Source organism: Ramlibacter sp., from assembly GCF_035627355.1.
Taxonomy (GTDB): domain Bacteria; phylum Pseudomonadota; class Gammaproteobacteria; order Burkholderiales; family Burkholderiaceae_C; genus Ramlibacter.
In genome coordinates, this window is the sequence record NZ_DASPLW010000011.1 from 104,187 (window position 1) to 125,371 (window position 21,185).

The window sequence follows — 21,185 nt, forward strand, 5'->3', positions numbered from 1 at the left end:
GGGATCAGCCGAAGACTTCCAGCAGGCGGTCCAGCCCGCCTTCGTTGATCTGCACCATGGCCTGCTCGCGCACCTTGGGCTTGGCGTGGTAGGCCACCGAGAGGCCGGCCTCGCCCATCATCGGGAGGTCGTTGGCGCCGTCGCCGATGGCGATCGCCTGGCGCGGGCTGATGCCGAGCTGCTCGCAGGTTTCCAGCAGCATCTTGCGCTTCTCCGCGCCGTCGCAGATGTCGCCCCAGGGCTGGTCGACCATGCGGCCGGTGAGCTGGCCGCAGTTGGGGCCGGACTCGACCTCCAGCACGTTGGAACGGGTGAAGTCGATCCCCAGACGGTCGCGGATGCGGTCGGTGAAGAAGGTGAAGCCGCCCGAGACCAGCAGCGTCTTCAGGCCGGCCGCCTTGCAGGCCTGGACCAGCCGCTCGGCTCCCGGGTTGAGCTGCAGCCGACCGGTATAGACCAGCTCCATGTCGGCGATGGTCACGCCGCGCAGCAGCTTCACGCGCCGGCGCAGGCTTTCCTTGTAGTCGGTGATCTCGCCGCGCATGGCCGCCTCGGTGATGGCCGCCACCTCGTCCTTGAGGCCGACCGCATCGGCGATCTCGTCCACGCATTCGATGTTGATCAGCGTGGAGTCCATGTCGAAGACGGCGAGCTTGAAGTCGCTGAGCTTCAGGGGCGGCATGAAGCCCTGGATGGCAAGGCCGGGTGCGAATTCTCGGGTGCTCATGATGGGGCGATTGTCCCATCTGTGCGGCAACGGCCCGGATCGCTGCCGAGCCGCCACGGCCGCGGCGCGGTCATCGGTTGTCGGTTTGCAACCGCCCTTGGCAGGGCCTGCCGGCAGGCGGATGATGCGGCCGCCCGGGCCGCCTGCACCGGCCCGCAAGGAGCTGCCATGACTGCCCACCATCCCGCCGAAGCCCGCGCCGTCGCCCTGGCCGGCAAGCTCAGGGGCCTGGCCAGCGGCGCCCGCGAGATCGACGATGCCGGCGTGGCCGTGCGCGGTTCACTGCCCGACTGGCTGCGCGGCGACCTGCTGCTGAACGGCCCGGCCCTGTGGGACCTGCCCGACGGCAGCTACGCGCACTGGTTCGACGGGCTGGCCATGCTGCACCGGGTGCGCATCGCCCCGGGCGGTGCCAGCTACCGCAGCCGCTTCCTGCGCAGCCGCGACTACCTCGAGAGCCTGGAAGCGGGGCACCCCGCGTATGGCGGATTCGGCTCCCCGGAGCCGCAGCCCTGGTGGCAGCGCCTGCGGCAACTGCGCCAGCCGCGCGTCACCGACAACGGCGCCGTGGTGATGTCGCGCATCGACGGCCGCTGGGTGGCCCAGACCGAGACGCCGTTGCTGACCGAGTTCGATCCGGACACGCTGGAGACCGTCGGCCGCTTCGCCTTCGAGGACCACGAGCCGCTGCACCTGATGTCCGCGCACGGCATCACCGAGGCCGACGGCACCTACTGGAACGTGGGCGCCGAGTTCGGCCCGCACTGCAGCTACAAGGTGTTCCGCGTGCGGCCGGGCAGCCGCCGCCGCGAGGTGCTGGCCCGCATCCCGGTCGGCAAGCCGGGCTACCTCCATGCCTTCGCGCTGACGCCGCAGCACGTGCTGGTGTGGGAGCCGGCGTTGCGCGCGCACATGTTCCGGTTCATGTTCAGCGGCTCGCCGTACATGGACAAGTTCGCCTGGGAGCCGGAGGGTGGCTCGCGCATCCACCGCATCTCGCGCGCCGATGGCCGGGTGCAGACCTGGACGGTGCCGCCCATGATGGCCTTCCACGCCGTGCAGGCCTGGGAGGACGGCGACGACACCGTGCTGGACCTGTGCACCTGGGGCGACGGCATCTTTGCGGACCTGCGCCTGGACCGCCTGCGTGCGGGGCGGCCCCCCGCATCGTCGCTGGAGGTCGTCCGGTACCGGCTGGCCGCCGGCGCCACAGCGGCGTTGCCGCAGCGGCTGGCGGAAAGGGTCGAACTGCCGGCGGTGCACGGCTCGCGCTATAGCCGCAGCCGGGCCCGATTTGCCTGGGGCGCAGGGCTGGATCCGGCCGGACAGGCGCCGATGTTCGATCGCACGGTCAAGCTGGACCTGGATGGCGCGAGCGTCGCCGGCACCTGGCAGCGCCCCGAAGGCGCGGTGCAGATGGAACCGCTGATGGTCGATCGCCCCGGCTCCGGCGACGAGGAGGATGGTGTCCTGCTGGTGCCGACGCTGGCCGATGGTGACGCGGGCACGGTGCTGGCGGTGCTGGACGCCGCATCGATGCAGTGCCTCGCCACGCTGGAATTGCCGCAGGTGGTGCCGTTCGGATTCCACGCCGCCTGGAACGGGCCGGCCTGAGCCCGCGTCCGCCGGGACGCCTCAGCGTTCGGGCGCGCCGGGGAGCCCCTTCAGCAGCGGACCGATCAGTTCCACCGGCAACGGAAAGACGATGGTGGAGTTCTTGTCGCCGGCGATCACCGTCAGCGTCTCCAGGTAGCGCAGCTGCAGGGCCTGCGGCTGCGCCGCCAGCACCGCGGCGGCCTCGGCCAGCTTGTGCGAGGCCTGCAGCTCGCCCTCGGCGTGGATCACCTTGGCTCGGCGCTCGCGTTCGGCCTCCGCCTGCCGCGCGATGGCGCGCACCATGGTGTCGTTCAGGTCCACGTGCTTGATCTCCACGTTGGTGACCTTGATGCCCCAGGTGTCGGTCTGCGCGTCCAGGATCTTCTGGATGTCGAGGTTCAGCCGCTCGCGCTCGGACAGCATGTCGTCCAGGTCGTGCTTGCCCAGCACCGCGCGCAGGGTGGTCTGCGCCAGCTGGCTGGTGGCCTCGAGATAGCGCTCGACCTGGATGATGGCCCGCTCCGGATCGACCACGCGGAAGTACAGCACCGCGTTGACCTTGACCGACACGTTGTCGCGCGAGATGACGTCCTGGCTGGGGATGTCCATCACCACCACCCGCAGGTCCACGCGCACCAGCTGCTGGATGCCGGGAATCAGGATCACCAGGCCCGGCCCCTTGACCTTCCAGAAGCGACCGAGCTGGAACACCACCCCGCGCTCGTACTCGCGCAGGATGCGCAGGGCGCTCGCCAGGAACGCCACGACCAGGACCACCACGAGGCCGAAGCCGATGCCGCCAGCAATCATCCCGTTCTCCTTCCCGGCTGGCCGGCTTCAGGCCGGCACCACGTCCAGCACGCCGTCGTGCAGGCTGCTCACGCGCACGCGATCGCCCACCCGCAGCTGCGGCGGGCCGCGCACCTTCCAGTGCTCGCCCTGCACCAGCGCCCAGCCCTGGCCGTCCGCGAACTCCACCAGCTCGCCGCCGGCGCCGACCAGCGTCTGCACGCCGGTCACGACCGGTTGGCGCCGTGCGCGGGCGGCCATGCCGACGACCAGCAGGACGAAGGCCGCGGTCATCACGGCCAGCCCGCCCACCAGCGGCAGCGGGATGCCCCAGCCGGGCGAATCGCTGTCGATCAGCATCACGCAGCCGAACGCGAAGGCCACCACGCCGCCCAGCCCCAGCACGCCGAAGCTCGGCAGGAAGGCCTCGGCGACCAGGAAGGCGATGCCCAGCGCGATGAGGGCCAGCCCGGCATAGCTGATCGGCAGCATCTGCAGCGCGAACAGCGCCAGCACCAGGCAGATCGCCCCAACTACGCCCGGCGCCACCATGCCGGGGTTGGCGAACTCGAAGATCAGCCCGTACACGCCGACCATCATCAGCAGCAGTGCCAGGCTGGGGTTGGTGATCACCGAGAGCAGGCGGCTGCGCCAGTCCTCGTCGAAAGTCACCACCGGCGCGTCGCGCGTGTGCAGCTGCTTCACCGCAGCGCCCATGCGCACTTCTCGGCCTTCGAGCTGGCGCAACAGGTCGGGCAGGTCGGTGGCGACCAGGTCCACCACCTTGAGCTGCAGCGCTTCCGGGGCGGCGAGGCTGAGGGCCTCGCGCACCGCCTTCTCGCCCCATTCGGCGTTGCGGCCGCGCAGTTGCGCCAGGCTGCGGATGTAGGCGGCTGCGTCGGAGATGCGCTTGGCCGCCAGTGCATCCCCGACCTCCGGCGCCGCGGGTGCGCTGGCGCCGGGGGAGGGCGCGCCGGCCGGCGCGGGGTTGTTCGGCTGCGGCCCGCCCGGCATGCCGATCGCCACCGGCGTGGCCGCGCCCAGGGTGCTGGCCGGCGTCATCGCGGCGATGTGGCTGGCATACAGGATGTAAGTGCCGGCGCTGGCCGCCCGGGCACCCTCGGGCGCGACGAAGGCTGCCACGGGCACCGGCGAGGACAGGATGTCCCGGATCATCATCCGCATCGACCCGTCGAGGCCGCCGGGCGTGTCGATCTGCAGCACCAGCAACTGCGCCTGCTCTTTCTGCGCCAGCGCCAGCCCGCGCCGCAGGTAGTCGGCGCTCGCCGGGCCGATGGCGCCATCGACCTGCAGCACCACCACCGGCGGCCGCACAGGCTCGTCCGCCGAAGCCCAGGGCGGGGCAAGCCACAGGGCCAGCAGGCAGAGCAGGCGGAGGGCACGGCTCATGCGCCGAGTCTCGACACTCGGCAGGGGTTAGGCAAGCTCAGCGTTCAAGCCACCATTGCCGTCCCGACTTCGCATCCGGACTTCGTCATTGCCGCGAAGGCGGGAATCCAGGGATTCCGCGTTCGGCGGACTGCAGGAAAGCACTGGATCCCCGCCTGTGCGCCTGATCTCCGGAAACCGTTCGCATCGACAGGTGCTCATGTCGGGCTCGCACCCGCAGATCGGTTCCCGCGGCGGGTGGCGCCGGGCGGGGCTGATTTGTGGGGCGCCGCGAAATTTCTCCGGGCTGGGGCAGCGCGCCGCAGGCGCGCGTTCGTGCTCTGACTGGCGGCATCTGTTTGAGCAGCGCGACGAAGGAGCGCAGCGAGTTATGCCGCCCGCCCCAGGCCGGAGAAATTTCGCGGGAAGCCCCTGCGAGCCACAGCGAGCAGGGACCGCCCCACCATGAAGCAACGTCCGGCGCCGCCCGCCGCGCCCCCCGCCCTCAACTCGACGGCCTAGATGCGCGCGCCTTGCGCGCTGCTCAATGCGGGAGCACTGGATCCCCGCCTGCGCGGGGATGACGTGGGTGGGGGATGACGTGGATGGGGCGCGGAATGGCCCTTACGCCACTTCCGCCACCTTCGGTTGCCCCAGCGACCGCAGCACGTCCCGCACCATCAGCGCGCGATCCTTGGGCTCCTTCAACTCGCGCTCGATGCGCAGCTTCTCGTTGCCGGCCAGCTTGATGTGCCGGTTCTTCTGCACCAGTTCGATGATGCGCATCGCGTCCACCGGCGGGTTGGCGCGGAAGGTGATGTTGGTGACACCCGGCGCGGCGTCGACCTTGGCCACGCCATAGGGCCGCGCCAGCACCCGCAGCCGGTGCACGTCGATCAGCGTCTGGGCCTGCGGCGGCAGCTTGCCGAACCGGTCGACCAGTTCCTCCATCAGCGTGTCGATCTGGTCGCTGGTCCTGGCCGTTGCCAGCTTCTTGTAGAACGACAGCCGCAGGTGCACGTCGCCGCAGTAGTCGTGGGGCAGCAGGGCGGGCGCATGCAGGTTGATCTCGGTGGTGACCGACAGCGGCGCCAGCAGGTCCGGCTCCTTGCCGGCCTTCAGCGAACTGACCGCCTCGGCCAGCATCTCGTTGTACAGCTGGAAGCCCACCTCCAGCATGTTGCCGCTCTGGTTCTCGCCCAGCACCTCGCCGACGCCGCGGATCTCCAGGTCGTGCATGGCCAGGTAGAAGCCCGAGCCCAGTTCCTCCATCTGCTGGATCGCCTCCAGCCGCTGCGACGCCTGCCGGGTCAGGCTCTCCGTGTCCGGCACCATCAGGTAGGCATAGGCCTGGTGGTGGCTGCGGCCCACCCGGCCGCGCAGCTGGTGCAGCTGCGCCAGCCCGAACTTGTCGGCGCGGGCGATGACGATGGTGTTGGCGGTGGGCACGTCGATGCCGGTCTCGATGATGGTCGAGCACAGCAGCACGTTGAAGCGCTGGGCCACGAAGTCGCGCATCACGCGCTCCAGCTCGCGCTCGGGCATCTGGCCGTGGGCCACCGCGATGCGGGCCTCCGGCAGCAGCTGCTGCAGCCGCTCGCGCCGGTTCTCGATGGTCTCGACCTCGTTGTGCAGGAAGTAGGCCTGCCCGCCGCGCTTGAGCTCGCGCAGGATGGCCTCGCGGATCACGCCGCCGCCCTCGTTGCGCACGAAGGTCTTGATCGCCAGCCGGCGCTGCGGCGCCGTGGCGATCACCGACAGGTCGCGCAGGCCCTCCAGCGCCATGCCCAGGGTGCGCGGGATCGGGGTGGCGGTCAGCGTCAGCACGTCCACCTCGGCGCGCATGGCCTTCATCGCCTCCTTGTGGCGCACGCCGAAGCGATGCTCCTCGTCGATGATGAGCAGGCCCAGGTTCTTGAACTGCACGCTGGGCGACAGCAGCTTGTGGGTGCCGACCACGATGTCCACGCTGCCGTCGGCCAGGCCCTTGGCGGCGGCGGTGATCTCCTTCTGCGAGCGGAAGCGGCTCATCTCCGCCACCTTCACCGGCCAGCGCGAGAAGCGGTCGACCAGCGTCTGGTAGTGCTGCTCGGCCAGCAGCGTGGTGGGCGCGAGGAAAGCGACCTGCTTGCCGCCGGTGATGGCGATGAAGGCGGCGCGCAGCGCCACCTCGGTCTTGCCGAAGCCCACGTCGCCGCACACCAGCCGGTCCATGGGCCGCGGCGAGATCATGTCCTGGATCACCGCGTGGATGGCCGCGTTCTGGTCGGCCGTCTCCTCGAAGCCGAAGTCGTTGGCGAACACCTCGTAGTCCTGCGGCGAGAAGCGGAACGCGTGGCCCTCGCGCGCGGCGCGGCGGGCGTAGATGTTCAGCAGCTCGGCGGCCGTGTCGCGCACCTGCTCGGCGGCCTTGCGCTTGGCCTTCTCCCACTGGCCCGAGCCCAGCTTGTGCAGCGGCGCCTCGTCGGCCGACACGCCGGTGTAGCGGCTGATCTGGTGCAGCTGGCTGACCGGCACGTAGAGCGTGGCCTTATCGGCGTATTCCAGGTGCAGGAACTCGGTGCTGCCCTGGCCCAGGTCCATGTTGACCAGGCCCTTGTAGCGGCCGATGCCGTGCTGGGCGTGCACCACCGGGTCCCCCACGTTCAGCTCCGACAGGTCCTTGATCAGGGACTCGACGTCGCTGACCTGCTCCTGCCGGCGGCGGCGCCGGGTGGTGGGGCCGGCGGCGAACAGCTCGGTTTCGGTGACGAAGTCGATCGCGGCTTCCGGCCAGGCGAAGCCTTCCACCAGCGCCGCGGTGGCGATGCCCAGCTTCTCGTCGCTGCCCTGGAACTCCTCCAGCGAATCGAAGGTCGGCACGCTCAGCTGGCTGGCGCGCAGGAAGTCCAGCAGGCTCTCGCGCCGGCCGGCGCTCTCGGCCAGCACCAGCACCCGGTGCTGCGATGCGCCCAGGTGCTGCTTGAAGCGCGCCAGCGGCTCCTCGGCGCCGCGCACCACCGACAGCTCGGGCAGCTTCTGGAACAGGGCGCTGTCTGCCACGTCCTGCACGCCCGGGCGGATCGCCAGTTGCGCGTGTTCGTTGGCCCTGCCGTAGAACTGCTCGGTGGTCAGGAACAGCGCCTCGGGCGGCAGGATGGGCCGGTCTGGGTCCCCCTGCAGCAGGCGATGGCGCTCGCGGGTGTCCTGCCAGAAGCGCTGGAACGCCGGCTCCAGGTCGCCGTGCAGCACCAGCGTGGCCTGCGCGCCCAGGTAGTCGAACACCGTCGCGGTCTCGTCGAAGAACAACGGCAGGTAGTACTCGATGCCGGCGGTCGCCACGCCGTTGCCCATGTCCTTGTAGATGCGGCTGCGCGTGGGATCGCCCTCCAGCAGCTCGCGCCAGCGATGCCGGAACTTGGCCCGCGCATCGTCGTCCATGGGGAACTCGCGGCCGGGCAGCAGGCGCACCTCGGGCACCGGATACAGGCTGCGCTGGCTGTCGGGGTCGAAGGTGCGGATCGAATCGATCTCGTCGTCGAACAGGTCGACGCGGTAGGGCACCGGCGAGCCCATGGGGAACAGGTCGATCAGGCCCCCGCGCACCGCGTACTCGCCGGGACTGACCACCTGCGTCACGTGGTTGTAGCCGGCCAGCGTGAGCTGGGCCTTGAGCCGCGCTTCCTCCAGCTTCTGCTTGTCCTTGAAGTGGAAGGTGTAGCGGGCGAGGAACGCCGGCGGCGCGACCCGGTACAGCGCCGTGGTCGCCGGCACGATCACCACGTCGGCCTCGCCCTGCGAGATGCGCCAGAGCGTGGCCAGGCGCTCGCTGATCAGGTCCTGGTGCGGCGAGAAGCTGTCGTAGGGCAGCGTTTCCCAGTCGGGGAACAGGCAGCTGCGCAGGTCCGGCGCGAAGAACGCCAGTTCGTCCAGCAGGCGGCGCGCGTCGGTGGCGTCGGCGGTGACGATCGCCACCGGGCGCCCGGCGGCGTGCTCGCGCTCGGCCAGGCGGGCCAGCAGCAGCGCGTCGGCGGAGCCGGGCGGGCGCGGCAAGGCGAATCGCTTGCCGGGAGAAAGCTTGGGAAGGTCCATCAGGGGGTGCGGAACAAACGCGAACACCCCGCACGGCGAACGTGAGGGGTGTGGGCGGGATTCTAGAATGGCCCGTCCCCGCGCAGGCCCATCATGGCCATCCGCGCCGGTGGACAAGGACCCTTCGTGAACGCCTCCCCGACCTGCCACGTCCTCATCCCCGCCGGGGGCTCGGGCAGCCGCGCGGGCACGGCCGGGCCCAAGCAGTACGAGCTGCTGGCCGGGCGCATGCTGGTGCTGCACACGCTGGACGTCTTCCTGCGGGTGCCGCGCATCAGCTCCGTGCTGGTGGTGGTCGCGCCGGGCGACGAGCGCATGCCCCGGGGGCCGGGCTGGCAGGTGGCGAACTGCGGCGGCGAGACCCGTGCGCAGAGCGTCGCCAACGGTCTGGCCGAACTGAAGGCGCGTGGCGCGCAGGACGCCGACTGGGTGCTGGTGCACGATGCCGCGCGCTGCCTGCTGCGGCCGGCGCAGGTCGAGCGGCTGATCGATGCCTGCATCGGCGACGAGGTCGGCGGGCTGCTGGCCCAGCCGCTGGCCGACACGCTGAAGGAAGAGGACGGCGGCCGCGCCGGCCGGACGCTGCCGCGCCAGCACAAATGGCTGGCGCAGACGCCGCAGATGTTCCCGCTGGGGCTGCTGCGGCGCGCGCTGGACCATGCCGGCAGCGTGACGGACGAGGCCTCCGCCGTCGAAGGGCTGGGCCTGAAGCCGCTGCTGGTGCCCGGCAGCGCGGACAACATCAAGGTGACCTGGCCGGAGGATTTCGCCCTGGCCGAGGCGCTGCTGGGGAGCAGGATGCGATGAAGGCGATGCGGATCGGCGAAGGTTGGGACGTGCACGCGCTGGTGCCGGGACGCCCGCTGGTGATCGGCGGCGTGACCGTGCCCTACGAACGCGGCCTGCTGGGCCACTCGGACGCCGACGTGCTGCTGCACGCGATCACCGACGCGCTGCTGGGCGGCGCCGGGCTGGGCGACATCGGCCGGCATTTCCCGGATACCGACGACCGGTTCAAGGGCGCCGATTCGGTGGGGCTGCTGAAGGAAGCCGCGGCGCGGGTGGGGGCCGCCGGCTGGACCATCGCCAACGTGGACAGCACGGTGGTCGCGCAGGCGCCGAAGCTGGCGCCGCACATCGACGCGATGCGCGATCGCATCGCACAGGCACTGGGCCTCGCGCCGGGCCAGGTGAACGTGAAGGCCAAGACGGCCGAGCGGCTGGGACCGGTGGGGCAGGGGCAGAGCATCGAGGCGCGGGCCGTCGTGCTGCTGCTGCAGGACTGAACTTCAGCCCGCCGCTTCCAGCCCGTTCCTGAAGTGCTCCTGCATGCGCTGCTGCGCCGCGGCCGCGTCGCGCTGCTCGAGCGCCTTCATCACGAGCCGGTGCTCCGCCAGGCTCTCCTCGATGCGGCCGGACTTGAACAGCGAGTTGTGCCGGTGCAGCTTCATGACCTTGCGCAGGTCGGCCACCATCTGGTTGCGCCAGCGGTTGCCGGCGATCTCCAGCAGGCGCATGTGGAAGCGCTCGTTGATGGCGAAGAACTTCTCGCGGCTGCGCACGGCGCCTTCCAGTTCCTTGTGCAGAACCTGTAGTTCACGCAACTCGGCCTCGCTGGCACGTGACGCCGCCACGGCGGCGGCGTCGCTCTCCAGCAGCGCGAGCAGGTGGTAGACCTCGGCCAGGTCCTCTTCCGACACCTCGGTGACGTAGGCGCCGCGCCGCACCTTCATGGTCACCAGGCCTTCGGCGGCCAGCACCTTGAGCGCCTCGCGCATGGGCGTGCGGCTGATGCCGTACTCCTGCGCGATCTTCACCTCGTCGATCCATGCACCCGGCTCCAGCTCGCGCCGGAAGATGCGCTGGCGCAGCAGTTCCGCCACCTCTTCGTAGAGGGCGCGGGGAGCGAGCGAGACGGCGGACATGGATGGGTGGCGGGTAGCGGAACCAGGCAGGCGACGGGGCCTGCGCATTTTGCATCAATAATTATGAATCAGGTAAAATGCCGGGATCTCCGGAACAACCCTCCCATGAGCTCCGACTCCGAATTCAAGACCGCCAGCCTGGCCGAGTGGGCCAAGGCCGCCGCCAAGTCCGCCCCCGGCGGTGACCCCGCCGCGCTGAACTGGGTCACGCCCGACGGCATCACCGTCAAGCCGCTGTACACGGCGGCCGACCTGCAGGGCCTGCCGCACACCGACACGCTGCCCGGCTTCGAGCCCTACATCCGCGGCCCGCAGGCGACCATGTACGCCTCGCGGCCCTGGACCATCCGCCAGTACGCCGGCTTCTCCACCGCCGAGGAGTCCAACGCCTTCTACCGCCTGGGCCTGGAGCGCGGCGGCCAGGGCGTGTCGGTGGCCTTCGACCTGGCCACCCACCGCGGCTACGACAGCGACCACCCGCGCGTGACCGGCGACGTCGGCAAGGCCGGCGTGGCGATCGACTCGGTGGAGGACATGAAGATCCTGTTCGACGGCATCCCGCTGGACAAGGTGAGCGTGTCCATGACCATGAACGGCGCCGTGCTGCCCGTGCTGGCCGGCTACGTGGTGGCGGCCGAGGAGCAGGGCGTGGCGCAGGACCAGCTGTCCGGGACCATCCAGAACGACATCCTCAAGGAGTTCATGGTCCGCAACACCTACATCTACCCGCCGGAACCGAGCATGCGGATCGTGGGCGACATCATCGCCTACACGGCGGAGAAGATGCCGAAGTTCAACTCGATCTCGATCTCCGGCTACCACATGCAGGAGGCGGGCGCGAACCAGGCGCTGGAGCTGGCCTTCACGCTGGCCGACGGCAAGGAGTACGTGAAGACCGCCATGGCCAAGGGCCTGGACGTGGACGCCTTCGCCGGGCGCCTGTCGTTCTTCTGGGCGATCGGCATGAACTTCTACCTGGAGATCGCCAAGATGCGCGCCGCCCGCCTGCTGTGGTGCCGCATCATGAAGGGCTTCGGCGCGAAGAACCCCCGCAGCCTGATGCTGCGCACGCACTGCCAGACCTCGGGCTGGTCGCTGACCGAGCAGGACCCGTACAACAACGTGGTGCGCACCACCATCGAGGCGATGGCGGCGGTGTTCGGCGGCACGCAGTCGCTGCACACCAACAGCTTCGACGAGGCGATCGCGCTGCCGTCGGAATTCTCCTCGCGCATCGCGCGCAACACCCAGCTGATCATCCAGGAGGAGAGCCACGTCACCGACGTGATCGATCCCTGGGCCGGCAGCTACATGATGGAGAAGCTGACCCAGGACATGGCCGACGCCGCCTGGAAGATCATCGAGGAGGTCGAGGCCATGGGCGGCATGACGCGCGCCGTGGACTCGGGCTGGGCCAAGCTGAAGATCGAGGCGGCGGCCGCCGAGAAGCAGGCCCGCATCGACTCGGGCAAGGACGTGATCGTCGGGGTCAACAAGTACCGCCTTCCCAAGGAAGACCCGGTCGAGATCCTGGAAGTGGACAACCACAAGGTGCGCGAGCAGCAGGTCGCGCGCCTGCAGAAGATCCGGGCCACGCGCGACGCGGCCGCGGTGAAGTCGGCGCTGGACGCGCTCACCGCCGCGGCCAAGAGCGGCGAGGGCAACCTGCTGGACCTGAGCATCCGGGCGATCCGCCTGCGTGCCACGGTCGGCGAGGTGTCGGATGCATTGGAGAAGGTCTTCGGGCGCCACCGCGCCGATACGCAGAAGGTGACCGGCGTGTATGCAGCTGCCTACGACTCGGCCGAGGGCTGGGACAAGCTGAAGGGCGAGATCGACCAGTTCGCGAAGGAACAGGGCCGGCGCCCGCGGGTGATGATCGCCAAGCTGGGCCAGGACGGGCACGACCGCGGCTCCAAGGTGGTGGCCACCGCCTTCGCCGACCTGGGCTTCGACGTGGACATCGGGCCGCTGTTCCAGACCCCCGAGGAGTGCGCCCGCCAGGCGATCGAGAACGACGTGCACGCCGTCGGCGTGTCCACCCTGGCCGCCGGCCACAAGACGCTGGTGCCGGCGATCCTGGCGGAGCTGAAGAAGCAGGGCGCCGACGACATCATCGTGTTCGTCGGCGGCGTGGTGCCGCAGCAGGACTACGACTACCTCTACGAAGCGGGCGTGAAGGGCATCTACGGCCCCGGCACGCCCATCCCGGCCAGCGCCAAGGACGTGCTGGAGCAGATCCGGAAGGCGGCGCGGTGAATCGCGTCCGCGACGCGATGAAACGCGCCGTTCCCGCGAAGGCGGGGACCCCGTGCCAATGAGCCTCGCGCCGGCGGTGACGGGGCCGGCTGGCCCCGCCCAGCGCCGCGCCATGGCCAAGGCCATCACGCTGCTGGAGTCCACCCGCGCCGACCATCGCGCGCAGGCCGACGAGCTCCTGACCGCGCTGCTGCCCCGCACCGGCCAGTCGTTCCGGCTGGGCATCTCCGGCGTGCCCGGCGTGGGCAAGAGCACCTTCATCGAGAGCCTGGGCCTGTACCTGATCGGACAGGGGCACCGGGTCGCGGTGCTGACCATCGACCCCTCCAGCAGCGTGTCGGGCGGCTCCATCCTGGGCGACAAGACCCGGATGGAGAAGCTCTCGGCCGACGAGCAGGCCTACATCCGGCCCAGCCCCTCGGGCGGGACCCTGGGCGGGGTGGCCGAGAAGACGCGCGAGGCGATGCTGGTGTGCGAGGCCGCCGGCTACGACGTGGTGATCGTCGAGACGGTCGGCGTCGGCCAGAGCGAGACCGCGGTGTCCGGCATGACCGACATGTTCGTGCTGCTGCAGCTGCCCAACGCGGGCGACGACCTGCAGGCGATCAAGAAGGGCGTGATGGAGCTGGCCGACCTGGTGGTGATCAACAAGGCCGACATCGATGCGGCCGCCGCCACCCGGGCCCAGGCCCAGATCACCAGCGCGCTGCGCCTGTTCACGCAGCAGGGACGCGAGCGCGGCTCGTGGCAGCCGCAGGTGCTGCAGATCAGCGCCCTCAAGGCCGAGGGCGTGGACCGCTTCTGGGCGGCCGTGAGCCGCTTCCGCGAGCTGCGCCAGGCCAGCGGCGAACTGGCCGGCCGGCGCCGCCACCAGGCCCGCGCCTGGATGTGGGAGCGCATCGAAAGCGGGCTGCGGCAGGACTTCCGGCAGCACCCGCAGGTGCAGGCCCTGCTGCCGGAACTGACCGCCGAGGTCGAGGGCGGCCAGCTGCCCGCCTCCACCGCGGCCCGGCGCCTGCTGGCGACCTGGCGCGCACAAGACTGACACACGACGACGGAACACCCCGGAGAAGAGCAATGCAGGACATCCTGGACCAACTGGAGAAGAAGCGGGCGGCCGCGCGCCTGGGCGGCGGCACCAAGCGCATCGAGGCGCAGCACAAGAAGGGCAAGCTCACCGCGCGCGAGCGCATCGAGCTGCTGCTGGACGAGGGCACGTTCGAGGAATGGGACATGTTCGTCGAGCACCGCTGCCACGACTTCGGCATGGCGGACAACAAGATTCCCGGCGACGGCGTGGTCACTGGCTACGGGATGATCAACGGACGCCTGGTCTTCGTGTTCAGCCAGGACTTCACCGTGTTCGGCGGCGCGCTGTCGGAGGCACACGCCGAGAAGATCTGCAAGGTGATGGACCAGGCGATGAAGGTCGGCGCGCCGGTGATCGGCCTGAACGACTCGGGCGGGGCGCGCATCCAGGAAGGCGTGGCCTCGCTGGGCGGCTATGCCGATGTGTTCCAGCGCAACGTGCTGGCTTCCGGCGTCATCCCGCAGATCAGCCTGATCATGGGCCCGTGCGCGGGCGGCGCGGTGTATTCGCCGGCCATGACCGACTTCATCTTCATGGTGCGCGACAGCTCCTACATGTTCGTCACCGGCCCCGAGGTGGTGAAGACGGTGACGCACGAGGAGGTGACGGCCGAGGAGCTGGGCGGTGCCACCACCCACACCACCCGCAGCGGCGTGGCCGACCTGGCCTTCGAGAACGACGTCGAGGCGCTGGAGATGCTGCGGCGCCTGTACAGCTACCTGCCGCTGAACAACCGCGAGAAGCCGCCCACCCGGCCCAGCAACGACCCGGTGGACCGGATGGACTACTCGCTGGACACGCTGGTGCCGGACAACCCGAACAAGCCCTACGACATGAAGGAGCTGATCACCAAGACGGTGGACGACGGCGACTTCTTCGAGCTGCAGCCGGAGTACGCGAAGAACATCGTGATCGGCTTCGCCCGCATGGAGGGCCAGACGGTGGGCATCGTGGCCAACCAGCCGCTGGTGCTGGCCGGCTGCCTGGACATCAAGAGCTCGATCAAGGCGGCGCGCTTCGTGCGCTTCTGCGACGCCTTCAACATCCCGGTGATCACCTTCGTCGACGTGCCCGGCTTCATGCCCGGCACCAGCCAGGAGTACGGCGGCATCATCAAGCACGGCGCCAAGCTGCTGTTCGCCTATGCGGAGTGCACGGTGCCCAAGGTGACCGTGATCACGCGCAAGGCCTACGGCGGCGCCTACGACGTGATGAGCTCCAAGCACCTGCGCGGCGACGTCAACTTCGCCTGGCCGAACGCCGAGATCGCGGTGATGGGCGCCAAGGGCGCGGTGGAGATCATCTTCCGCGAGGACAAGAACGACCCGGCCAAGCTGGCCGCCCGCGAGGCCGAGTACAAGGCCCGCTTCGCCAACCCCTTCGTCGCCGGCGCCCGCGGCTTCATCGACGACGTGATCCTGCCGCACGAGACCCGCAAGCGCATCTGCCGCTCGCTGGTGATGCTCAGGGACAAGAAGCTGGAGAACCCGTGGAGGAAGCACGGGAACATCCCGCTGTGAGCAGAGGTTCCGTCATTCCCGCGCAGGCGGGAATCCAGTCCGGCGTCGGAGGAAAGCACTGGATCCCCGCCTTCGCGGGGATGACCAGGAGGGTGATGGAGCAAGAAGATGTTTGACAAGATCCTTATCGCAAACCGCGGCGAGATCGCCTGCCGCGTGATCAAGACGGCCCGCAAGATGGGCATCAAGACCGTGGCGGTCTACTCCGATGCCGACCGCGACGCGCGCCACGTGCAGCTGGCCGACGAGGCGGTGCACATCGGGGCGGCGCCCAGCCGTGACAGCTACCTGCGCGCCGACCGCATCATCGAGGCCTGCAAGCGCACCGGCGCGCAGGCGGTACACCCCGGCTACGGCTTCCTGTCGGAGAACGAGGCCTTCGCGCGGCAGGTGGAGGAGGAAGGCATCGCCTTCATCGGCCCCAAGCACCACTCGATCGCCGCCATGGGCGACAAGATCGCGTCCAAGAAGCTGGCCAAGGAAGCCAAGGTCAACACGATTCCCGGCTGGAACGACGCGATCGAGTCGGCCGAGCGGGCGGTGGAGATCGCGCGCGACATCGGCTATCCGGTGATGATCAAGGCCAGCGCCGGCGGCGGTGGCAAGGGCCTGCGGGTGGCTTGGAACGACAAGGAAGCGCTGGAGGGCTTCACCTCCTGCCGCAACGAGGCGCGCAACAGCTTCGGCGACGACCGCGTGTTCATCGAGAAGTTCGTCGAGGAGCCGCGCCACATCGAGATCCAGGTGCTGGGCGACGCCCACGGCAACGTGGTCTACCTGAACGAGCGCGAGTGCTCCATCCAGCGGCGCCACCAGAAAGTGATCGAGGAGGCGCCGTCGCCCTTCATCAGCGACGAGACGCGCAAGGCCATGGGCGAGCAGGCGGTGGCGCTGGCCAAGGCCGTGAAGTACCAGAGCGCGGGGACGGTGGAATTCGTGGTCGGCAAGGACCAGTCGTTCTACTTCCTGGAGATGAACACCCGGCTGCAGGTGGAGCACCCGGTCACCGAGTGCATCACCGGGCTGGACCTGGTCGAGCTGATGATCCGGGTGGCGGCCGGCGAGAAGCTGCCCATCACCCAGGCCGAAGTGAAGCGCGAAGGCTGGGCCATCGAGTGCCGCATCAACGCCGAGGATCCGTTCCGCAACTTCCTGCCCTCCACGGGCCGGCTGGTGCGCTTCCAGCCCCCGCGCGAATCCATGTGGGCGGCCGACCCGGAGCACCGGTTCGGCGTGCGCGTGGACACCGGGGTGATGGAAGGCGGCGAGATCCCGATGTACTACGACTCCATGATCGCCAAGCTGATCGTGCACGGGTCGGACCGCCCCGACGCGATCGCGAAGATGCGCGACGCGCTGAACGCCTTCGTCATCCGCGGCATCTCCAGCAACGTGCCCTTCCAGTCGGCGCTGCTGGCGCACCCGGACTTCGTCGCCGGGCGCTTCAACACCGGCTTCATCGCCGAGCACTACGCCGGCGGCTTCCGGGCCGAGGACGTGCAGCACGAGGATCCGGACTTCCTGGTGGCGCTGGTCGCCTACGTGAACCGCCGCATCCTGCAGCGCTCGGCCGGCATCAGCGGCCAGATGCGCGGCCACGAGTTCCGGGTCGGCGAGGACTTCGTGGTGGTCACGCTGGGCGAGGGCGGCGAGGGCCGGCGCCAGCCGGCCCGGGTGACGGACTTCCAGGCCGTGTCCGGTTCCAGCGTGGTCGAGACCAATGGCCGCCGCTACGAGATCTGCTCCAGCTGGCACCTGGGCGGCGCGCGCATCCGCGGCACCGTCGACGGCCAGCCGTTCAAGGCCCTGGTCGAACGCGGGCTGCCCAAGAACCCGCTGGCCATCGCCGTCAGCCACAACGGCACCCGGCTGGCCGCCATGGTGTTCACCCCGCGCGCCGCGCAACTGCAGGCCCTGATGCCCTACAAGGCGCCGCCGGACATGAGCCGCTACGTGCTCTCGCCCATGCCGGGCCTGCTGGTGGACGTGGCCGTGCAGCCGGGCCAGAAGGTGCAGGCCGGCGAGCGCGTGGCGGTGATCGAGGCCATGAAGATGGAGAACGTGCTGTTCGCCAGCGCCGACGGGGTGGTCGCCAAGGTGCTGGCCGCCAAGGGCGAATCGCTGGCGGTGGACCAACCGATCGTGGAGTTCGAGGCATGAGCGCAAGCGCAAGACCCTTCCAGGTGCTGGGTGTCCAGCAGATCGCCATCGGCGGAACCGACAAGCAGCAGCTGCGCAAGCTCTGGGTCGACATCTTCGGCCTCGAGATCACCGGCACCTACCGCAGCGACCGCGAGAACGTGGACGAGGACATCTGCGCGCTCGGGACCGGCCCGTTCAAGGTCGAAGTCGACCTGATGCAGCCGCTGGACCCGGAGAAGAAGCCCGCGGTCCAGGCCACGCCGCTGAACCACGTCGGGCTGTGGATCGACGACCTGCCCGCGGCCGTGAAGTGGCTGGAAGGGCAGGGCGTGCGCTTCGCGCCCGGCGGCATCCGGCAGGGTGCGGCCGGCTTCGACATCTGCTTCATCCACCCCAAGGGCAACGAGCAGTTCCCGATCGGCGGCGAGGGAGTACTGATCGAGCTGGTGCAGGCTCCGCCCGAGGTGGTCAGGGCGTTCGCTGCGCTTGCGGGACAATCGGACCATGGACCTGTCTAGATTTCCCCGCCGGCGCTACACGCCCTTCGCCACCCCGATCGAATTCCTCCCCCACTTCAGCGCCGCCCTCGCGAAATCGTGCCCCGACGGCAAGGGTCCTCGCATCTGGATCAAGCGCGACGACATGCTGGGGCTGTACCCCGGCGGCAACAAGACGCGCAAGCTGGAGTTCCTGGTCGCCGACGCGCTGCAGCAGGGCGCCGACACCCTGGTCACCTGCGGCGCGCCGCAGTCCAACCACTGCCGCATCACGCTGGCGGCGGCGGTGAAGGAAGGCCTGAAGTGCCGCTTCGTGATCGAGGAGCGCGTGGCCAACAGCTACGACGAGCAGGCCAGCGGCAACAACTTCATGTTCCGCCTGATGGGCGTGGAGGCCATCACCGTGGTGCCCGGCGGCAGCGACATGGCCGCCGCGATGCAGAAGGTGGCCGACGCGCTGGCGGCCGAGGGCCGCAAGGGCTACATCATCCCTGGCGGCGGCTCCAACGCGCTGGGCGGGCTGGGCTACGTGGCCTGCGCGCAGGAGCTGCAGCAGCAGCTATTCGAGCAGGGCCTGCGGATCGACCGGGTGGTGGTCGGCTCCGGCAGCTCCGGCACCCATGGCGGGCTGCTGGCCGGCTTCCTGGGCAACAACATCCGCATCCCCATCGTGGGCATCGGCGTCAGCCGCGATCCGGCCGACCAGGAACCGCTGGTGTTCAAGGAGGCCCAGGCCGTGATGGACCTGCTGGGCACCGGCCTGAAGGTTCCGCGCGAGGCGGTCCAGAGCATCGGCGGCTACTGGCAACCGAAGTACTCGGTGCCGAACGCGGCCATGGTCGAGGCGGTGCAGCTGCTGGCCCGCACCGAGGGCATCCCGCTGGATCCGGTCTACACCGGCAAGATCATGGCCGGGCTGATCGGCCTGGCGCGCAAGGGCTTCTTCCAGCCCGACGAGAACGTGCTGTTCCTGCACACCGGTGGGCTGCCCTCGCTGCACGCCTACGAGGGCGTGGTGCTGGGCGAAGCGCCTCCAGCGGATTAAAGGACCACCCCGAGGCGCCTTCGGCGCTTCCCCTCAAGGGGCGCCACCAGCGGCCCGGCAGAGCCGGTTCCGCGGTGGCACTGGACCCACCTGCGCGGGAGATGGCTCAAGGTTGAGGCTGCGGCTTCGGGTTAGCCCGAGGGGCCCGGGCCATGCTCGCGAGCAATAGTGCGGGGAGGGGGCCTGCCGCCCCTTCCCGGCAGGGCAGCAAGGCGCTGGCGGGCATGGCAAAGGAGTCCCAGCCTTGCAGCGAACCGACACCGCGAATCCGGCCTATTTCCACAAGGTCGTCGATTGCCAGTACGCCTGTCCCGCCCACACCCCCGTCCCCGAATACATCCGGCTGATCGCGCAGGGTCGCTACAGCGACGCCTACATGGTCAACTGGGTGTCCAACGTCTTCCCGGGCATCCTCGGGCGCACCTGCGACCGGCCCTGTGAACCGGCCTGCCGGCGCAGCCGGGTGGAGGAATCGCAGTCGCAGCGGCCGGAGCCGGTCGCGATCTGCCGCCTCAAGCGGGTCACGGCCGACCTCAAGGACGACGTGCGCGGCCGCATGCCCAAGGCGGGCCCCCGCAACGGCAAGCGCATCGCCTGCGTCGGCGCCGGCCCGGCGTCGCTCACCGTCGCGCGCGACTTGGCACCGCTGGGCTACGACGTCACGGTGTTCGACAGCGAAGCCAAGGCCGGCGGCTTCATGTGGACCCAGATCCCGCGCTTCCGGCTGCCCGAGTCGGTGATCGAGGAGGAGACCGGCTACATCCTCGACCTGGGCGTGCACTTCGAGGCCGGCCGGCGCATTGACTCCATGAAGGAACTGCTGGCGCAGGACTTCGACGCCATCTTCGTCGGCTGCGGCGCCCCGCGCGGGCGCGACCTGGACATCCCCGGCCGGCGCGAGGCCGCTGCGCAGATCCACGTCGGCATCGAGTGGCTGGCCTCGGTGTCCTTCGGCCACGTCACCAGGGTCGGCAAGCGGGTGATCGTGCTGGGCGGCGGCAACACGGCCATGGACTGCTGCCGGTCGGCGCGCCGCCTGGGCGGCGAGGACGTCAAGGTCATCGTGCGCAGCGGCTTCGAGGAGATGAAGGCCTCGCCCTGGGAGAAGGAGGATGCCATGCACGAGGGCATCCCCATCCTCAACTATCACGTGCCCAAGGCTTTCGTCCACGAGGACGGGCGGCTGACGGGCATGACCTTCGAGCGGGTGAAGGCCCAGTACGACGCCAAGGGCCGGCGCAGCCTGGTGCCCACCGGCGAGCCGGACGTGTTCTTCGCCTGCGACGAGGTGCTGGTGGCGGTGGGGCAGGAGAACGCCTTCCCCTGGATCGAGCGCGACTGCGGCATCCTGTTCGACGAGGGCGGCCTGCCCAAGCTGGGCAGGGACAGCTTCCAGTCCACGCTGCCCAAGGTCTTCTTCGGCGGCGACGCCGCCTACGGGCCGAAGAACATCATCACCGCCGTGGCCCACGGGCACGAGGCCGCGGTGTCCATCGACCGCTTCCTCAACGGGCTGGACACGGCGACGCGCCCCGCGCCCATGACGAACCTGATGTCCCAGAAGATGGGCATCCACGAGTGGAGCTACGACAACGACACCTCGCTGGACGTGCGCTACAAGGTGCCCTGGGCCAAGGCCGCGCAGGCCCTGGCCAGCATCAAGGTGGAGGTGGAGCTGGGCTTCGATGCCGCCACCGCGTTCAAGGAGGCGCAGCGCTGCCTCAACTGCGACGTGCAGACCGTGTTCACCGAGAGCGCCTGCATCGAGTGCGATGCCTGCGTGGACATCTGCCCCATGGACTGCATCACCTTCACCGAGGACGGCGAGGAGCAGGAACTGCGGCAGCGCCTCAAGGCCCCGGCCCTGAACCTGGCGCAGGACCTGTACGTCGGCGGGCCGCTCAAGACGGGCCGCATCATGGTCAAGGACGAGGACGTCTGCCTGCATTGCGGGCTGTGCGCCGAGCGCTGCCCGACCGGCGCGTGGGACATGCGCAAGTACTACATGGAAATGGCTCAAGCGGAGCACGCATGCCACAAGCACTAGCCGCCGTTAACGACTTCGTCGTCAAGTTCGCGAACGTCAACGGTTCCGGATCGGCTTCCGCCAACGAGTTGTTCGCCCGTGCGATCCT

At 69.6% G+C, this 21,185-nt stretch carries 15 protein-coding genes; 10 read left to right on the forward strand and 5 right to left on the reverse strand.

Going from position 1 to position 21,185, the window contains the following annotated elements:
• Positions 1-4: 4 nt before the first annotated feature.
• Positions 5-727 (reverse strand): phosphoserine phosphatase SerB, encoded by a 723-nt coding sequence (serB, locus tag VEC03_RS04875; RefSeq protein WP_324913104.1) that lies wholly within the window; start codon positions 725-727, stop codon positions 5-7.
• Between the two features lie 168 nt (positions 728-895).
• Here serB and VEC03_RS04880 point away from each other — a divergent pair, with 168 nt between their 5' ends.
• Positions 896-2,341, forward strand: coding sequence for a carotenoid oxygenase family protein (locus VEC03_RS04880; RefSeq protein WP_324913106.1), 1,446 nt, complete (start codon positions 896-898; stop codon positions 2,339-2,341).
• Positions 2,342-2,362: 21 nt separating this feature from the next.
• On the opposite strand, the gene VEC03_RS04885 is transcribed toward VEC03_RS04880, so the two are convergent.
• The 3 genes from VEC03_RS04885 to mfd form a co-directional block, all read right to left on the reverse strand.
• Positions 2,363-3,133, reverse strand: a complete 771-nt coding sequence (locus VEC03_RS04885; protein ID WP_414708455.1) for a slipin family protein — start codon at positions 3,131-3,133, stop codon at positions 2,363-2,365.
• 27 nt (positions 3,134-3,160) lie between these two features.
• Positions 3,161-4,522 carry a nodulation protein NfeD gene (locus tag VEC03_RS04890; RefSeq protein WP_324913107.1) on the reverse strand — a complete coding sequence of 454 codons (1,362 nt, stop codon included), beginning with the start codon at positions 4,520-4,522 and terminating at the stop codon, positions 3,161-3,163.
• 603 nt (positions 4,523-5,125) lie between these two features.
• The gene (gene mfd / locus VEC03_RS04895; protein WP_324913109.1) at positions 5,126-8,572 is read right to left on the reverse strand and encodes a transcription-repair coupling factor; all 3,447 of its coding nucleotides are present in this window, start codon (positions 8,570-8,572) and stop codon (positions 5,126-5,128) included.
• Positions 8,573-8,698: 126 nt separating this feature from the next.
• Here mfd and ispD point away from each other — a divergent pair, with 126 nt between their 5' ends.
• Both ispD and ispF read left to right on the forward strand, forming a co-directional pair.
• The gene (ispD, locus tag VEC03_RS04900) at positions 8,699-9,379 is read left to right on the forward strand and encodes a 2-C-methyl-D-erythritol 4-phosphate cytidylyltransferase (protein ID WP_324913111.1); all 681 of its coding nucleotides are present in this window, start codon (positions 8,699-8,701) and stop codon (positions 9,377-9,379) included.
• 5 nt (positions 9,380-9,384) lie between these two features.
• Positions 9,385-9,858: a 2-C-methyl-D-erythritol 2,4-cyclodiphosphate synthase gene (gene ispF, locus VEC03_RS04905; protein ID WP_414708456.1), complete on the forward strand. Its 474-nt coding sequence runs from the start codon at positions 9,385-9,387 to the stop codon at positions 9,856-9,858.
• A 3-nt stretch (positions 9,859-9,861) separates the two neighbouring features.
• Here ispF and VEC03_RS04910 read toward each other — a convergent pair whose 3' ends face one another.
• Positions 9,862-10,497 (reverse strand): GntR family transcriptional regulator, encoded by a 636-nt coding sequence (locus tag VEC03_RS04910; protein ID WP_324913113.1) that lies wholly within the window; start codon positions 10,495-10,497, stop codon positions 9,862-9,864.
• A 105-nt stretch (positions 10,498-10,602) separates the two neighbouring features.
• Here VEC03_RS04910 and scpA point away from each other — a divergent pair, with 105 nt between their 5' ends.
• The 7 genes from scpA (at position 10,603) to VEC03_RS04945 (ending at position 21,097) form a co-directional block, all read left to right on the forward strand.
• Positions 10,603-12,756: a methylmalonyl-CoA mutase gene (gene scpA, locus VEC03_RS04915; RefSeq protein ID WP_324913115.1), complete on the forward strand. Its 2,154-nt coding sequence runs from the start codon at positions 10,603-10,605 to the stop codon at positions 12,754-12,756.
• Positions 12,757-12,814: 58 nt separating this feature from the next.
• Entirely contained in the window at positions 12,815-13,801 is a 987-nt protein-coding gene (gene meaB / locus VEC03_RS04920) for a methylmalonyl Co-A mutase-associated GTPase MeaB (protein WP_324913135.1), read from the forward strand.
• 32 nt (positions 13,802-13,833) lie between these two features.
• Complete coding sequence (locus VEC03_RS04925) at positions 13,834-15,366, forward strand: acyl-CoA carboxylase subunit beta (RefSeq protein ID WP_324913116.1); 1,533 nt, start codon at positions 13,834-13,836, stop codon at positions 15,364-15,366.
• 108 nt (positions 15,367-15,474) lie between these two features.
• Positions 15,475-17,526, forward strand: a complete 2,052-nt coding sequence (accC, locus tag VEC03_RS04930; protein WP_324913117.1) for an acetyl-CoA carboxylase biotin carboxylase subunit — start codon at positions 15,475-15,477, stop codon at positions 17,524-17,526.
• Positions 17,523-18,026 (forward strand): VOC family protein, encoded by a 504-nt coding sequence (locus VEC03_RS04935; RefSeq protein WP_324913119.1) that lies wholly within the window; start codon positions 17,523-17,525, stop codon positions 18,024-18,026. Before accC ends, VEC03_RS04935 begins: the two co-directional genes overlap by 4 nt.
• The gene (locus VEC03_RS04940) at positions 18,013-19,050 is read left to right on the forward strand and encodes a D-cysteine desulfhydrase (RefSeq protein WP_324913120.1); all 1,038 of its coding nucleotides are present in this window, start codon (positions 18,013-18,015) and stop codon (positions 19,048-19,050) included. The genes VEC03_RS04935 and VEC03_RS04940 overlap by 14 nt, the downstream gene beginning before the upstream one ends.
• A gap of 244 nt (positions 19,051-19,294) precedes the next feature.
• On the forward strand, positions 19,295-21,097 hold the full coding sequence (locus tag VEC03_RS04945) for an FAD-dependent oxidoreductase (RefSeq protein WP_324913121.1): 1,803 nt from the start codon (positions 19,295-19,297) through the stop codon (positions 21,095-21,097).
• The last annotated feature ends 88 nt before the right edge of the window (positions 21,098-21,185 follow it).

Excerpts from the sequence above, each read along its gene's own strand:
- VEC03_RS04940 (WP_324913120.1), top strand. The coding sequence starts at position 18,013 with ATGGACCTGTCTAGATTTCCCCGCCGGCGCTACACGCCCTTCGCCACC.
- scpA (WP_324913115.1), top strand. The coding sequence starts at position 10,603 with ATGAGCTCCGACTCCGAATTCAAGACCGCCAGCCTGGCCGAGTGGGCC.
- accC (WP_324913117.1), top strand. The coding sequence starts at position 15,475 with ATGTTTGACAAGATCCTTATCGCAAACCGCGGCGAGATCGCCTGCCGC.
- VEC03_RS04880 (WP_324913106.1), top strand. The coding sequence starts at position 896 with ATGACTGCCCACCATCCCGCCGAAGCCCGCGCCGTCGCCCTGGCCGGC.
- meaB (WP_324913135.1), top strand. The coding sequence starts at position 12,815 with ATGAGCCTCGCGCCGGCGGTGACGGGGCCGGCTGGCCCCGCCCAGCGC.
- mfd (WP_324913109.1), bottom strand. The coding sequence starts at position 8,572 with ATGGACCTTCCCAAGCTTTCTCCCGGCAAGCGATTCGCCTTGCCGCGC.
- VEC03_RS04935 (WP_324913119.1), top strand. The coding sequence starts at position 17,523 with ATGAGCGCAAGCGCAAGACCCTTCCAGGTGCTGGGTGTCCAGCAGATC.
- serB (WP_324913104.1), bottom strand. The coding sequence starts at position 727 with ATGAGCACCCGAGAATTCGCACCCGGCCTTGCCATCCAGGGCTTCATG.
- VEC03_RS04890 (WP_324913107.1), bottom strand. The coding sequence starts at position 4,522 with ATGAGCCGTGCCCTCCGCCTGCTCTGCCTGCTGGCCCTGTGGCTTGCC.
- ispF (WP_414708456.1), top strand. The coding sequence starts at position 9,385 with ATGCGGATCGGCGAAGGTTGGGACGTGCACGCGCTGGTGCCGGGACGC.
- VEC03_RS04925 (WP_324913116.1), top strand. The coding sequence starts at position 13,834 with ATGCAGGACATCCTGGACCAACTGGAGAAGAAGCGGGCGGCCGCGCGC.
- VEC03_RS04910 (WP_324913113.1), bottom strand. The coding sequence starts at position 10,497 with ATGTCCGCCGTCTCGCTCGCTCCCCGCGCCCTCTACGAAGAGGTGGCG.
- VEC03_RS04885 (WP_414708455.1), bottom strand. The coding sequence starts at position 3,133 with ATGATTGCTGGCGGCATCGGCTTCGGCCTCGTGGTGGTCCTGGTCGTG.